Genomic DNA, 15,173 nt, shown 5'->3' with positions numbered 1-15,173 from the left:
TTATTGAGTGTTATTAACAAAGCACAGCCGGTACGCGGAATATTCTATGAACACCTATTCACACTTTTATATCAATGGACAATGGCAATTACCGGTAACAAATGGCAATCGCATTGAGGTAACCAACCCGGCAAATGGCAAATGCATCGCCATTACGGCCAGTGCCAGTGCCGATGATGTCGATCGCGCAGTGGCATCAGCCAAACAGGCGTTTGCCAGTTGGTCAACAACCTCGGCGGCACAGCGTCGGCATTTTATAAACGCCATAGCCGATGAAATGCAGCAACGTGCAGCGGAGCTCACCGCAGCCATTAGCGACAGTATGGGCTGCCCGTATAATTTAACTCGTAAAATGCAAGTTCAAGACAGTATTGACGCGTTTCGACAATTTGCCGATATGACCGATTATGTCGAACAAACAGAAGCGTTTCCAGGTGGCCAACACCATCGACATGCCATTGGTGTTTGTGTGTTGATAAATCCGTGGAACTACCCGCTATCACAGTTGGTCGGTAAACTCGGTCCCGCACTGGCAACGGGGTGCACCGTGGTTGTTAAGCCGTCTGAACAAACACCATTGCAAGATCTGATCATTGCCGAGATATGCGACAAAGTTGGCTTGCCTGCGGGGGTATTTAACTTACTTACCGGTTACGGTAGCCAAATAGGTACACACCTTTGTTCACATCCCGATGTTGATATGGTGTCGTTTACTGGCTCGACTGCCGCCGGCGTCAGCGTTGCCCAAGCCGCAGCGCCCTCGGTAAAACGAGTTTGCCAAGAGCTTGGTGGTAAATCGGCTTTGATCATTACCGATGATGCCGATCTTGAGCAGGCAGTCGCCTTTGGGGTTCATGACGTGATGACCAACAGTGGACAAACGTGCAGTGCGTTAACCCGTATGCTGGTGCCGATTAGCCACTACCAACAGGTGTTAGATATTGCTCGGGATATCGCTAATTCTTACACAGTCGGCGATCCGCGTAGTGAGCACACAACCATGGGGCCGCTGAGCTCGACCCAGCAACAACAGCGCGTCATCGATTACATTCAACGCGGCATCGATGAAGGCGCTCGGTTGATTGTGGGAGGCGTTGAGTTACCTAGCGAACTGCAACATGGTGCCTATGTTATGCCCACCATTTTTGCTGATGTCAGTAATGATATGACGATTGCTCAAGAAGAAATTTTTGGTCCTGTATTGTGTATCATTGGCTATCAGTCAACACAACAAGCGATTGAAATAGCCAATGACAGCGCATATGGGTTGGCGTCGGCGGTATATGCGGCGAACACCGCTGATGCACTAAATATCGGCAAGCAGTTGCGCGCCGGTCAGTGTTATCTGCAAGGGCATTACTTTAACACCTATGGTGCGTTTGGCGGTTTTAAGCAATCGGGTAATGGTCGAGAGTGGGGCGTTGAAGGGTTGCGCGAATATATTGAATTACAAGCGATATTTTGTCAGACAAGCGATATGGATAGGCCGTCATAGTTAACTGACATGCGGGCAGGGTAAGGCAAATATCGTTGACCTTACCCTGTCTGTCGAGCGTAATTAAGCACGCTAGACAGGGTACTCAATGAGGCGTTTTCGGGCTAGGATTTTATCCGTTTTAACGTCATTTTTAAAAAGCCAGAACCTTGCACTAAGGTATCGTTGTCGATAATTTCCCAAGCTTGTTCTTGGTCTTGACGAATCAGCACTAAATAACGCTTGGTGCCGGATTCGCGGACGATAATTTTATCATAGCTCTCTCGCTTGCCATTGGTGTCGACGAAATCGGCACCGATAACAATAACGGTATCAGAAGCGAACTGTTCGGCTAAGCTTCCCAAAATATCATCTTCTGATGCTGAGGCAATTTTATATTCCCCCTCAAACCCATGACCACCACACGCAACGAGGACTGCACTGGCTGCAGCAATAATTAAGGTGCGAATAAACTTCATAGTATTTCCTCAGTGTTTAAAGCAAATCAATATACAAGCGAGTTTAGCACGATTACGGCATCGGAATTTGACGGCAACAGACTTTCCAAGCGGTGTGCGCTACGTGTTCTCAGGCCGAGCTAAAACGCTTGGCTAGATTGTAACACTGTAGATTGAAAACGACACCCTTGTTTCTGTTGAGGGTATTTACGCCTCTTGAGCGGCGCTATCAAATGTTTTCATCACCAGGTGTAAGTCGTCACTACCGGAGAATATGTGATAGTGGTTATCACGTTGAGCGATACCCACTTCGGTGGGCAACAAGCACGGCTTCTTAAATTCAAACTTAACCCGTTGTTGGTGTATGTTTTCGCGGATCAATAACCAGTGCGCAAAATACATGCCGTGCATAATCGCACCGGGTAAACCAAATAGCTTAGCTAAGTGCTTACTGATGTGAATGGGATTGTAGTCGTAACTGACTTTTGCGTAAGCACGCGCGGTATCTGCGTTAACGCAAGTGTCAGTTGTGCCACTAAACGTTTGTTGGCCTTTTACTCTGCTGTCTGTGCTCGCAGATGTGAGTTTTTTTAACATGCAATTGGTGTTAATGAGGCACAAGTGGTGATCTTGAAAAAATTTAGATTCCAGCTGTACTAACTTGCCAAGCGGATGGCGGCGGTTTTGCTTTACTTTAATGTCCACGCTAAACGGTCGCTGATAATCGATGGGCGCGAACTGCTTAAACTCGGCACTCAGATGAATTAACCCCAGTGGTGCAAACGCAAAATGTTGGTGACTAAGTGTGTTCAACATGGCTTCAAAGCCGGCAATAAAGGCGTAGCTCGCCGGTAGCTGTTGGTCATCAGCTAAATCGTAAAACTGGCGAAAGGCATCTATTTTCTGCTGTTTAATTGGTGCAATATCATAGCTAACACTGAATTCATTGAAGAACTGACTTCGGCGTCTTTTGGTGAGCAACTTAAAGTAATGATACATGTTCAGTGTTTAGCCTTGATTGGTGCCTGTGGTGCGATCGACAAGGTTGAGTCGCATTGAGGCATATTGGTATCGCATAACTGCTTATAGTTTTATTGTATGTGAAAGCGCACAGATAGTCACAAATTATCTTAATCTCAACAAGTGAATTAACTCACTTGCATTGACAAGATTAACTTTATTATACTGTACACTCGTACAGTTGTTTTTTTTTGAGGTTGCGTTGTTGGGTAGCTACCATGCGTAAAATAATTCACATCGATATGGATTGCTTTTTTGCCGCCGTTGAGGCTCGTGATGATGAAAGCTTGCGAAATATTCCCATTGCAATTGCCGGTCGCAGTGAACGCAGTGTCGTTTCTACGTGCAATTATATCGCGCGCGAATACGGCGTGCGCTCCGCTATGTCGGTTAAGCGAGCTCTACAATTGTGCCCGCATTTAACCTTAGTTGCCTCTCGAATGTCTGTTTATCAACAGGTATCAGAGCAATTGCGCTCGATCTTTTATCGTTATACCGAGCTTGTCGAACCGCTGTCGTTAGACGAGGCGTATCTCGATGTCACCGATAGCCAACAATGTGGCGGTAGCGCAACCTTGATCGCCCAGCAAATTCGCAGAGATATCCAAAACGAGTTATCGTTGACCGCCTCTGCGGGCATTGCGACAAACAAGTTTTTAGCCAAAATTGCCTCGGATGAAAACAAACCCAACGGTCAGTATGTTATCGCGCCAGCAGACGTAAGCCAATTTGTTGAGCAGCTTCCATTGGCAAAAATTCCCGGTGTCGGCCCAAAAACGTTAACCAAGCTACAGCGTCATGGCCTGCAGACCTGCGCTGACGTTCGGGCGTGTGAAGTGAAACAGCTAACCCGCTTATTTGGCAAGTTTGGTATGAGCTTGTATCAGCGGGCGCATGGCATAGATGAGTCGCCTGTACAACCATCGAGAGAGCGCAAGTCTCTGGCCCTAGAAACTACATTAATGGATGACATCAGTGGCTTGAGCGAGTGTTTAAGCGCCGTTAATCAGCTCATACCTAAATTTGAACAGCGGCTGTCAAGGGTGACGCACAGACAAATAAAATCTCAGGGAGTTAAAGTAAAGTTTAATGATTTCAGTCAAACGACTGTGGAAAACACCACTCATGTCTTAGATAAAGCGATGCTCGCTGAGCAACTTGAACGGGCATTGGCACGAGGATCGGGAAAAAAGGTGCGGTTGTTGGGGTTACATGTGATGTTCAAGTCTGTTGATAGAGCAACCGACACCAAACCACAGCTGAGTTTAGACTTAAGCTAATCACTTGCTTTGCAAACCTTGTACAATAGCCACCTTGCGCAGACTTGTCCCTTAAGTTGAAGCTACCATCGTTTTAGTCAGCGTTAAAATATCCGACAGACTTTGATCTTTTTGTAACAACCCGTCATATTTAATGATTCATATTATAGGGGAGTAAGTTAATGAAAAAACTATCATTAATAGCATTGTGCTGTTCGTTGCTTAGCGTCAGTGCACACAGTGCCACCGATTTTGACCAAGTTGAAATTAGCACCAACAAAGTGGCTGACAATGTTTATATGTTACAGGGCATGGGCGGTAATATTGGCCTGCTGGCAACCGACGATGGCTTTGTTCTCGTTGATGACCAATTCGCGCCACTGGCCGATAAGATTGAAGCGGCGATGAAAGACATTAAAGACGTGCCAATAAAGTATGTGGTCAACACTCACTATCACGGTGATCACACCGGAGCAAACGCTCATTTTGGTAAATCAGCACCGATATTTGCTCACCACAATGTGCGCAAACGCGTCGCTGCCAATGATAAGCAAAGTGCAGCGGATTTACCCGTGGTTACTTACAATGATGGGGTAACTATTTATATCGGTGACGAGCAGGTTAGTTTATCGCATTTACCTAAGGGCCATACCGATGGCGATTCGGTTGTTTACTTCAAGCAAGCGAATGTATTGCACATGGGCGACTTGTTCTTTCAAGGGCGATTCCCGTTTATCGATTTAAACGGGGGAGGCAGTGTTAAAGGCTACCTCGCCAATATTAAGTCTATTATTAATACCTATCCCGATGATGTGGTGATCATTCCTGGCCACGGTGAATTGAGTAACAAGCAGGGCGTTCAACAAGTCATTGAGATGATAGAGTATTCGATCGCGTCGGTAGATGCGGCGTTAAAGTCGGGGAAAAGCAAGGATGAGATCATTGCCAGTGGACTAGGCGAGAAGTACAAAGCGTGGAGTTGGCAATTTATTGATGAAGAGCGTTGGCTCAATACCATTCTTGCCGAGTTGGCGCCATAGCCCAGTGAGACAAAACCCTGAGACTCTCGAGTACAGATAGCAAAAGCGCGACATTAGGTGTCGCGCTTTTTTATTGTTGGCAATGTTCTGGGTTATTTTAATCGACGATCAAAAAAGTTAACGATAGCGTGGTTTAAGTGCGTTTTAACTTTTTTACCGCGCATGCTGTGTTTACTGCCTGGGTAAGTCATTAGCTCAAACTGTTTGTTTTGATCTTGCATCGCCTTGATAAGCTTGGTGGTATTGGTAAACAACACGTTGTCGTCCGCCATACCGTGGTACAAGAATAAGGCACTGCGTTGATCGTCAAAATCAGCGACGTAATCAAAAACAGAGCTGGCTTGATAGCCTTGTGCATTGTCTTTCGGATGAGCTAAGTAGCGCTCAGTGTAATGGGTGTCGTATAACATCCAATCGGTAACAGGGGCGCCACTGACACCGGCTTTAAAGTAATCTGAGGCTTTAAATAACGCCATGAGTGTCATATAGCCACCGTAGCTGTGACCGTAAATGCCGATGCGTTGAGGGTCGACAAATGGCAAGCTATGCAAAAATTTAACACCGCTGATTTGATCGTCTAACTCAACCTTACCCAAGTGTTTGTGAATAGCAAATTCAAACGCTGTACCGCGATAGTTCGAACCGCGATTATCTAATTGAAATACCACATACCCCTGTTGCACTAAGTACTGGGTGAAGTCGATACCTTCCCATTTGTTGGTCACGCGTTGTGCATGCGGTCCGCCGTATACTTTAACAATGACTGGATACTTTTTGCCCGGTACCAAGTTGCTAGGTTGATACAGCTTGTAATACAAATCGGTAGTGCCGTCATTGGCCTTTATTGAGCCAAACTTAGGTTGTACTTTGTCTTTGAGGTAGGCAAATGCCGGGTGGCTGTTATCCAGTTTATTCTCTTGTAGGTAGGTTTTTATCTGACCATTGATATCGTGCACGCTCACTTGCGGCGGGGTATTGATATTGCTGAAGTGATCGATATAACTGCTGTTGTCTTTAGCAAAGGTCACGTTGTGGAAACCACCGCGCTTACTGATGCGAATCACGTGTTTTGGTGCTTTGCCATCAAGTGTGGTTTTGTACAGGTGTTTCTCTAGTGGCGTGTCTTCGCGCCCCGTGAAGTACACCAACCCTTGTTGTTCATCAACACTAAGCAGTTGATCAACCACCCATTCACCCTGGGTGAGTTGGGCCAGTTGTTTGCCTTGATAATCGTATAGGTAAAGGTGTTTAAAACCGTCCTTTTCAGAAGCCCAAATAAACGAATCTGTTTTGCTTAAAAAGTGTAAGTCGTGATTTAAGTTAATCCAATGCGCTGATTTTTCTTCGATTACCGTGCGCTTCGATTTAGATTTAACTCGCTGAAAAATAAGCTTTAGGTTTTGCTGAGCGCGATCTTGCCACTGATAAGCAATGTATTTTGAATCAGGCGTCCAGTTAACGCGAGCGATGTAAATATCTTGATTTTCACCTAGGCTGTAATCGCTTATCTTGCCATTGGCTAGCTCAACGCTGTGCAGAGAAACATGCACGTTATTACTGCCTGCGCTTGGGTAGCGTTGCTCGTAAAGTTTAATTTCGTCGGCGTAGATCTCATTTCTCAGTTCAACATTTACGGGTGTTTCATCGACTTTTAAAAAGGCAATATGCTTTTCGTCTGGCGACCACCAATAGCCAGTCATGCGATCCATTTCTTCTTGTGCTACGAATTCAGCCATGCCATTTTTTATTAGGCCGCGACCGTCTTTGGTTAACTTGTAAAGCTTGTTCTTATCAAGGTCAATGACTTGAATGTCTTGGTTTTTGATAAACGATACGTAGCGTCCTTTTGGCGAAAATTTGATGTCTGTTTCATACGATACGTCATCGGTCAAACGTCGAGACTGGCGTTTATCAAGGTCGTATAAATACAGGTCACCGGCAATAGGGAAGATAATGCGCTTGCCATCTGACGACAAAATGTATTCCATGATACCGGAACCATAAACGCGCATGCGCTCACGACGCGCTTTTTCTTCGTCGCTTAGCTCTTCTTTGCCAGTGTAAATGGAATCCGAGTCCACTAATAGTGAATGAGCGTCACTGGCGATATCGTATTGCCATAAGTCATAGCGGTTTGCATCACTGTCTTTGCCTTTCAAATAGGTGATGGTACTGCCATTAGGGCTGTATTTTAGTTGTTTAGTACCGGGGCCGTGTAATGATGGCGCTGAATAAATACGCTCGATAGTAAGTGAGTTACTGGTGTCATTTTCAGGCTCAGTGGCGGTGACATTCTGTTGCGCTGAAACGGAATAGGTACAAAGTGCAATGGTTGCTAGGATGCCGCGCATAGCATTAGCAAGCTGACCTGTGTGAAATAATGCCAAGGTAAAACTCTCGTCTTGTTATCTAATGGCGAGTATTTTACCTTGTTCTACGGGTACTGTCGAAACCTGATTAGCCGATAATGACTAAAGATTAGCCGTGTACAGGTCATTGTAGCCTGAAGGTGTGCGACGTCCGTTGTATCCGTTGTGCGAGCCATCAAAACAAGCCATCACTATAGACAATGATAGATTTTGCTAAATAGCTTCGAGCGCTTCACTTAACTTGCTAACGGCAATGATTTCCATACCCTCAATGGGGTCTTTAGGCATGTTAGCTTTAGGCACAATCGCTTTGCGAAAGCCGTGTTTCGCCGCTTCATTAATGCGCTCTTGCCCCGATGGCACTGGGCGAATTTCACCCGACAAACCGATTTCACCAAACACCACTAAATCGTGTGGCAAAGCGCGGTCGCGAAAACTGGACACCAATGCCAAAATCAACGCCAAGTCGATACTGGTTTCTGTCACTTTTACCCCGCCTACCACATTAACAAACACGTCTTGGTCATTCATTTGCAAGCCACCGTGTCGATTTAACACCGCAAGTAACATGGATAAACGGTTTTGCTCAGCACCGACCACCACTCGGCGAGGATTAGCCAATGCTGAATAGTCGACTAATGCTTGGATTTCAACCAGAAGCGGTCGGGTGCCTTCCCACAATACCAAGACTACCGTACCGGGTGTTTGCTCGTCTTGTCGCGATAGGAAAATCGCTGATGGGTTTTTCACTTCTTTTAACCCCTGGCCTGTCATTGCAAACACGCCTAATTCGTTAACCGCACCAAAGCGGTTTTTATGACCTCGCAACGTGCGAAAACGAGAATCCGTACTGCCCTCAAGCATAATGGAGCAATCGATACAGTGTTCTAATATCTTAGGGCCGGCGAGCGAACCGTCTTTGGTGACATGGCCAACAATGAGCATTGCCACGTGATGTTGTTTGGCAAAACGCGTTAAAAATGCCGCCGACTCGCGCACTTGCGATACGCTGCCCGGCGCAGACTGGACATCGCTCATATGCATTACCTGAATGGAGTCAATAACCATTATCTTAGGCCGTTCTCTTTCGGCAATGTTACAAATGTTCTCCACCGATGTTTCCGATAGCATTTTTAATTTATCGGTTTCTAGACCTAGGCGATTGGCGCGCATCGCTACTTGTTGTAGGGATTCTTCACCGGTTACGTATAAAGCGCCCATGGATTTGGCCAGTTCACACATTGTTTGTAATAGCAACGTTGATTTACCGGCGCCGGGCTCGCCACCAATTAATATTGCACTGCCGGGAACGATACCACCACCCAAAACTCGGTCAAATTCAGTAAAACCCGAGCTAAAACGCGGTAAGTCAGTGAGATCAATGGCGTTGAGTACTTGTACTTTAGCCTCGGTTTGACCGGCAAATCCACTGAAGTTGCCACCGCGGCTGGGCGCTTTCGCTAAACGGATTTCACTAATGGTGTTCCATGATTTGCATTCGGTACATTGTCCCATCCATCGCGGGAAATCTGCGCCACAATCGTTGCAAACAAATGCAGTTTTTGTTTTTGCCATAATATTACTGGTTACGAGTTATGTATATATGTACAGTGTAATGTTGGGCTTGCACAATTACAACCCATTAACTAAACAGGCGACTCATTACGCGTTGCCTGTTGGAGTCTTTTCGACAGTTTATTTTAAGTAGTGCAGCAAGGTATCTAAACCACGGGTATTAATCGCGGCTGACGCTTGCTGTAAGACTACGGGCTTAGCCTTGTAGGCGACGCCAAAATGCGCAGCATTGAGCATTAATAGATCATTGGCACCATCTCCCATGGCAACTGTTTGCCTATCGTTAATGGCAAACTCAGTTGCCAGTCTGCGCAAGGTATCGGCTTTGGCTTGGGCATCGGTAATATTACCCAACACCTTACCGGTGAGTTTGTTATCAACGATTTCGAGCACGTTTGCTTGGGTAGCGTCGAGTTGTAATTGGTGTTTTAAAATGTCGGTAAAATAGGTAAAACCACCGGAAACAACCGCCACTTTCCACTGGTGTTGATGCAGGGTACTAACCAGTGTTTTCAGTCCTGGCATAAACGGCAGCTGCTCGCCAACACGCGCTAAAATGTCAGCCTCAGCACCACTGAGTTTACTCACTCGTTGGCGCAAACTTTGGGCAAAATCAAGTTCCCCTTGCATTGCCCTCTCAGTTACCTCACTGACCTCTTTACCGACCCCTGCCAAGTTGGCTATTTGATCAATACACTCGATATCTATGGCAGTAGAGTCCATATCCATTACCAACAAGCCTGGACGGGATAAACTCGGCGCGGCGTCAATTAACGCCAATTCGATTCCTTGTTCAATGGCAAATTCATTGAGCAGGGCCTTTTTATTGAGGACCTGATTGGCAATGGCAAAGCGCAAACTCGTTCGTCCAGCACGGTGATTAATCGCCGTTAAGGTGAGCTGTGTTTGCTCGATAATCACCAGCAGCTGTGTCAATTGTTGTATCGACGTGTCGCTAAATACAACTAACTCGGGCATTGCTTCGTCGTAATCAGCAATTGCATCGGTGGCGAACAGTTGTTGTTTAGCGTTGATGCAATAGCTTTGCGGTAAAGACAACTCAGGCGTGGTTGCTAATTGCTCTAGGCTGGCGCCTTGGTTAAGGTGCGAAGTGGACGTAATGGAAGAATTAGACATTTACGAGTAACTTGGTTGGGTCGATAAAAAGTAATTCTATAATCGCAAATAACCCTCTATAGTGTATAGAGCTTTGATAAAATAATTTTAAATTTTTGGCTGTGTACGATTAATGGATGTTTCCAAGCAAATAATTTACCCAAAAGTAACCCCTGTTTATGTCAAATTATTGCAAATTGGCGTCGCGGTTATTTTGTTTTTTATGATTTTAAATTTGTCGGTGATGAGTGTAGGCGATAGCGACCGCGCTTTAAAGCAGCACTTTGACACCGTTGCCAAGCAACAGTTAGCGCAAGCGATTAATAGCAGTAAAGTCATTCTTGATAGCGACCCAGGGCAGTTGCAGTCATTTGTCAATGCATTGGTGCAAAATGACTTTATTGAGCAAGCGATCATCTACGATAAGCGCGGTGATATCGTTGCCAGTTCGGCCAGTAATGCAGACCAACATTCGACCATAAATGAGCTGTTTGGCGTTACTGGCAATGATTCGTTCAAAGCGGATTCTTATGTCCCCTTCATCGATGAAATTAGAACGCCTGAATTGCGCGGTTATCTGCGCCTAAATATCGTTAAATCGACGGTGGTAGAGGGAATACAACAACAAGTCAGTCAACAGTTTGAATTGTATCGACTGATGTTATTAACTGCGCTCGTTACTGGCTTTTTACTGACGCGTGGACTCAGCCGGTTTTCTCGACACGGCATTCGTTTACCACAAAAAAGAGCAAGCTAAATTTCAGCTATAGGTATTTGACTGCTATGGTTTATATAGGTGCCAACTCAGACGAGGGTAACGTGTATAAACCATCTCCTATCATTTTAACCGACAACCCTACGCAGCTTAACGATGTCGATGTTGACTTGTCGTTCAGCGGCAGTAAAAAAGACTATGAAAAGCAGCAGAAAAAACTACAAAAGAAACTGTTTTTTATTCAACAGGCGTACTTTCATCAAGGGCGACGCGCGATTATTCTTTTTGAAGGGTGGGATGCATCGGGTAAGGGCGGTGCAATTCGCCGTGTCACTGAACGCTTAGACCCTCGCTCATTTCAAGTGCACCCCATAGCCGCACCGAGTAAAGAGGAACAGAGTAAGCATTATCTATATCGCTTTCAAACAAAGCTGCCCAGCGCTGGCAAAATTGCCATTTTTGACCGCTCCTACTACGGTCGGGTGATGGTCGAGCGCATAGAGCAATTTGCGACCGAGCGAGAATGGCAACGAGCCTACCAAGAAATTAACGAATTCGAACGACTGCTAACGGATGACGGTGCCCGCGTTGTTAAAATCTTTATGCACATTGACAAAGACGAGCAGCTCAAGCGCTTTGCCGAGCGATTAAACAATACTCACAAACGCTGGAAGTTAACCGAAGAGGACATTCGCAACCGCGAAAAGTGGTCTGATTACGAACGCGCTATTAACGACATGCTTCAGCTTACCTCAACTAACCACAGCAACTGGCACGTGATTGGCGCTAATCACAAGTGGCATGCGCGTCTATCGGTGTTGCAATACTTGGTTGACACCCTGTCTGCCGGTATTGACATCAGTGAACCGAAAATTGATCAAGACTTACTCAAATTGGCCAAGCAAAAGCTCGGTATTAGCCTTGAAGAAACGCATTGATATTGTCTTCGACTTGCTGCGCGATGTGTTGCTCACTTTCGCTGCGCAATTGACACAGTTCAGCAAATACTTTGGGCAAGTATTTGGGTGAATTATCCAGCCCCTGAAATCCGTTCAAGGGCATTGCCGGAGCATCTGTCTCTAGCGCGATAGCACTGAGCGGAATTTTGGCTATGGCCTCTCGTGTCTTAATTGCTCTTGGGTACGTTATCGTGCCGCCTACGCCTAAACGGTAGCCCAAATCTATATAGGCTTTGGCTTGTTGATAGTTTCCTGAAAACGCGTGAATAATGCCTCCGCGGGCAAGGTTAATACGCTTGAGCTCAGGAACAATAAGGTGGTGACTTTTTCGATGGTGGATGATCACCGGTAGGTCGAGTTTATTGGCAATCTCTAGCTGGGCGGTAAAGTACTTCGTTTGCGTTTCGATATCATCGATCACGCCATCAATGCCAATTTCGCCAATGGCGGCAATTGAGTGCTCGATGGCCAGTTCTTCAAGTAGCCACAAGTCTTGGTCGCTGGCTTTGTCAATCCACCAAGGATGTAATCCCAAACAGGGTATGACTTGCGGGAATTGTTTAGCAAGACTTAACACTCGAGGCCAGCGTTTAGAAGTAATACCGGGCACAATAAAGCGCTCAATACCCAAACTATGGCAATGCTGTATTAAGTCGTCGCGGATGCTGTCAAATTCTTGAAAATCTAAATGGCAATGGCTATCGGTAAACATAATTTATTGTTATTCAGTGGTTGCGATGATACTAAATCGCTTAGGCTCACCTGAGGATATCAATTACCGCACAAGGTGAACAGTGAGTGATGCGCGCACTTGGTTGTGTATTGTGCTATTCACTAGTCTGTACAAACGCCAATGAATAGCATTGATACTATAAAGCCCAGTATCTTCATGTATCGCAGTGCTTAGCTGTCGTTAGCACACCACCAAATCAGTGGTTACGCTGATTGTTTACCAGAGATACGTGGTGCAGCGCGTTATCGATTACTGCGTGTTGCGATTAACTTATGACGCGTCTTTTAACGCGGCGTATAATAGATCTTTTAGTACTGCTCTGTCGTGTTTTAGCTGATGCATTGACTCATCGTCAATAGGTGCTGCGTTTAGCTCTAACTCGCGAATTTCCTTGTCGAGCCTATCGTATTGCTTGGCTTTATCGGCAAATTGCTCATCGTTTTTGAGAAGGCTTTTGAGGGTATCAGTTAATTCGGGAAATTCATTTCTTAGCGAGTGGCTTTCACCTAACATGGCGGCTCCTTGTTGCTGGTCTTTTCAATATTAGCGGTTGCTCTTTATAACACTAGCACAAAATTTTCTCCCTGCTTATTTACCGAATATGGCGCGTAAATAGCTCGCAATTTTTGCCCATAAAAAAAGGTAAGTTACTCACAACTTACCTTTTTTGTCGGTGACGTAATTGTATTCCCAGTGTATTTACACAGGCTTACATGCGATCCATTACGTCGATACCGAGTAAATCTAAACCTTGCTTCAAAGTACGAGCAACAACATCACATAAACGCAGGCGTGACAATTTAACCGCGTCGTCAACGTCCTCTTTTAATATAGGGCAGGCCTCGTAAAAGCTCATGTACAAGCTCGCGAGTTCATACAAGTAGCTACACAATAAATTTGGCGTACAATCGGCAATGACTTGATCAAGCACTTCTTCAAATTGCAATAATTTGACCGCAAGAGCTTTTTCTTGTGGTGCGTCAATAAGCATGTTTTGCTCGATGCTTGTCGCGTTGATACCTGCTTTTTTGAACAAGCTTTGCACGCGAGTATAGGCGTATTGCAAATACGGTGCCGTAGCCCCCTCGAAGCTCAACATGGTTTTCCAGTTAAAGATATAATCCGAGGTACGGTTTTTAGATAAATCAGCAAACTTAACCGCGCCAATACCGACTTTGCGGGCAATATCCTTGCGCTCAGCTTCAGAAAAATCGGCAATTTTTTCTGCCATTAATTGTTCGGCACGGCTTATCGCTTCATCAAGTAGCTCTGCTAACTTGACGGTGCCACCACTGCGCGTTTTAAACGGCTTGCCATCGTCGCCCATCATCATACCAAACGGGCAGTGATCATAAGCGGTGGTCTCTGGTAAGAAGCCCGCTTTACGAGCAGTAATTTCTACTTGTTTAAAGTGCAGTGATTGACGCGCATCGGTGAAAATGATGATGCGATCAGCGCCAAGTTGGCCAGCGCGATAGCGACATGCGCTTAAGTCGGTGGTCGCGTATAGGTAACCGCCGCCTGATTTTTGTACGATAAATACCGAAGGTTCACCGGCTTTATTGGCCATCTCTTCAATAAAGACGACTTTGGCGCCTTGATCTTCTACCGCGATATTTTTAGCGACAAGTTCATCAATAACTTTCGGTAAGTCTTCATTGTAGGCACTTTCACCCATGATGTCGTTTCGGGTTAACGTGACGTTGAGCTTATCGTAAATCTCTTCTGAGTGATGAATTGAAATATCGATAAACTGTTGCCAAAGCGCAAGACAGTCGGCATCGCCACCTTGCAATTTTACCACGTAGTCGCGTGCTCGATCGGCAAAGCCGTCTTCGTTGTCAAAGCGAACTTTGGCTTCGCGATAGAAGTTTTCAAGATCGGCAAGTGCGGTTTCGGCAACCTCATTGCCAGCAAGCTTATCGCTAAGGTGAGCCAAAAGCATACCAAATTGCGTTCCCCAGTCACCCATGTGGTTTTGGCGGATAACATGTTCACCGCGAAACTCTAATGCACGCACAACCGCGTCGCCGATAATCGTTGAACGCAAGTGACCGACGTGCATTTCTTTGGCTAGGTTAGGTGCCGAGTAGTCAACGACCACTGTTTTAGGTTCAGTCGCTTGGCTCACGCTGAGCTTGTCATCACCGCTTGCCGCTTCTAATTGATTGGCTAACCACTGTTGGTCTAGATGAATGTTGATAAAGCCTGGACCCGCTAATTCAACCTGTTTGGCAATGCCGTCAAGTTGCAAGTTATCAACAACTTTTTGGGCCAACTCGCGAGGATTAGTTTTTAGTTTTTTCGCTGCGCCCATCACACCATTGGCTTGATAATCACCAAATTGCGCTCGTGCAGAGATACTTACCGCAGGGTTGGTATCTTCAGGCAAACCGGCAGCTATCATCGCTGCATGTACTTTTTCAGTTAATAAGTGACGAATGTTCATTGTTTC

Annotated in this window: 13 protein-coding genes; 5 read left to right on the top strand and 8 right to left on the bottom strand. The window is 45.7% G+C overall.

Annotated elements, in window-relative coordinates:
- The first annotated feature begins 46 nt into the window (after positions 1–46).
- Positions 47–1,495 carry an aldehyde dehydrogenase family protein gene (locus ACAY30_RS11650; protein ID WP_290252692.1) on the top strand — a complete coding sequence of 483 codons (1,449 nt, stop codon included), beginning with the start codon at positions 47–49 and terminating at the stop codon, positions 1,493–1,495.
- A gap of 104 nt (positions 1,496–1,599) precedes the next feature.
- Here the strand turns inward: ACAY30_RS11650 and ACAY30_RS11645 are convergent, their stop codons facing one another.
- The gene (locus ACAY30_RS11645) at positions 1,600–1,953 is read right to left on the bottom strand and encodes a hypothetical protein (RefSeq protein ID WP_290252693.1); all 354 of its coding nucleotides are present in this window, start codon (positions 1,951–1,953) and stop codon (positions 1,600–1,602) included.
- A gap of 186 nt (positions 1,954–2,139) precedes the next feature.
- Complete coding sequence (locus ACAY30_RS11640; protein ID WP_290252694.1) at positions 2,140–2,931, bottom strand: MaoC/PaaZ C-terminal domain-containing protein; 792 nt, start codon at positions 2,929–2,931, stop codon at positions 2,140–2,142.
- Between the two features lie 239 nt (positions 2,932–3,170).
- On the opposite strand from ACAY30_RS11640, the gene dinB reads away from it, so the two are divergent.
- Complete coding sequence (dinB, locus tag ACAY30_RS11635) at positions 3,171–4,232, top strand: DNA polymerase IV (RefSeq protein ID WP_290252695.1); 1,062 nt, start codon at positions 3,171–3,173, stop codon at positions 4,230–4,232.
- A gap of 161 nt (positions 4,233–4,393) precedes the next feature.
- Complete coding sequence (locus ACAY30_RS11630) at positions 4,394–5,251, top strand: MBL fold metallo-hydrolase (RefSeq protein ID WP_290252696.1); 858 nt, start codon at positions 4,394–4,396, stop codon at positions 5,249–5,251.
- 92 nt (positions 5,252–5,343) lie between these two features.
- Here ACAY30_RS11630 and ACAY30_RS11625 read toward each other — a convergent pair whose 3' ends face one another.
- From ACAY30_RS11625 to serB, 3 genes are all read right to left on the bottom strand, one after another.
- On the bottom strand, positions 5,344–7,602 hold the full coding sequence (locus tag ACAY30_RS11625; protein WP_290252794.1) for a S9 family peptidase: 2,259 nt from the start codon (positions 7,600–7,602) through the stop codon (positions 5,344–5,346).
- A gap of 231 nt (positions 7,603–7,833) precedes the next feature.
- A complete protein-coding gene (gene radA / locus ACAY30_RS11620; protein ID WP_290252697.1) occupies positions 7,834–9,195 on the bottom strand; it encodes a DNA repair protein RadA in 1,362 nt (453 codons plus the stop codon).
- A gap of 120 nt (positions 9,196–9,315) precedes the next feature.
- On the bottom strand, positions 9,316–10,332 hold the full coding sequence (gene serB / locus ACAY30_RS11615) for a phosphoserine phosphatase SerB (protein ID WP_290252698.1): 1,017 nt from the start codon (positions 10,330–10,332) through the stop codon (positions 9,316–9,318).
- Positions 10,333–10,444: 112 nt separating this feature from the next.
- Here serB and ACAY30_RS11610 point away from each other — a divergent pair, with 112 nt between their 5' ends.
- Together ACAY30_RS11610 and ACAY30_RS11605 are read left to right on the top strand one after the other, a co-directional pair.
- Positions 10,445–11,068, top strand: a complete 624-nt coding sequence (locus ACAY30_RS11610) for an AhpA/YtjB family protein (RefSeq protein ID WP_290252699.1) — start codon at positions 10,445–10,447, stop codon at positions 11,066–11,068.
- Positions 11,069–11,094: 26 nt separating this feature from the next.
- Entirely contained in the window at positions 11,095–11,964 is an 870-nt protein-coding gene (locus tag ACAY30_RS11605; RefSeq protein WP_290252700.1) for a polyphosphate kinase 2 family protein, read from the top strand.
- On the opposite strand, the gene ACAY30_RS11600 is transcribed toward ACAY30_RS11605, so the two are convergent.
- The 3 genes from ACAY30_RS11600 to argS all read right to left on the bottom strand — a co-directional run bounded on the left by ACAY30_RS11600 (position 11,942) and on the right by argS (position 15,167).
- The gene (locus tag ACAY30_RS11600) at positions 11,942–12,697 is read right to left on the bottom strand and encodes a TatD family hydrolase (protein ID WP_290252701.1); all 756 of its coding nucleotides are present in this window, start codon (positions 12,695–12,697) and stop codon (positions 11,942–11,944) included. The genes ACAY30_RS11605 and ACAY30_RS11600 overlap by 23 nt on opposite strands.
- Before the next feature lie 291 nt (positions 12,698–12,988).
- Entirely contained in the window at positions 12,989–13,231 is a 243-nt protein-coding gene (locus tag ACAY30_RS11595) for a YdcH family protein (protein ID WP_290252702.1), read from the bottom strand.
- A 196-nt stretch (positions 13,232–13,427) separates the two neighbouring features.
- On the bottom strand, positions 13,428–15,167 hold the full coding sequence (argS, locus tag ACAY30_RS11590) for an arginine--tRNA ligase (RefSeq protein ID WP_290252703.1): 1,740 nt from the start codon (positions 15,165–15,167) through the stop codon (positions 13,428–13,430).
- Positions 15,168–15,173 lie beyond the last annotated feature (6 nt).

Origin of the sequence: Thalassotalea ponticola (assembly GCF_041379045.1) — a bacterium.
Taxonomy (GTDB): domain Bacteria; phylum Pseudomonadota; class Gammaproteobacteria; order Enterobacterales; family Alteromonadaceae; genus Thalassotalea_A; species Thalassotalea_A ponticola.
This window is presented reverse-complemented; position numbering and strand designations above follow the sequence as displayed.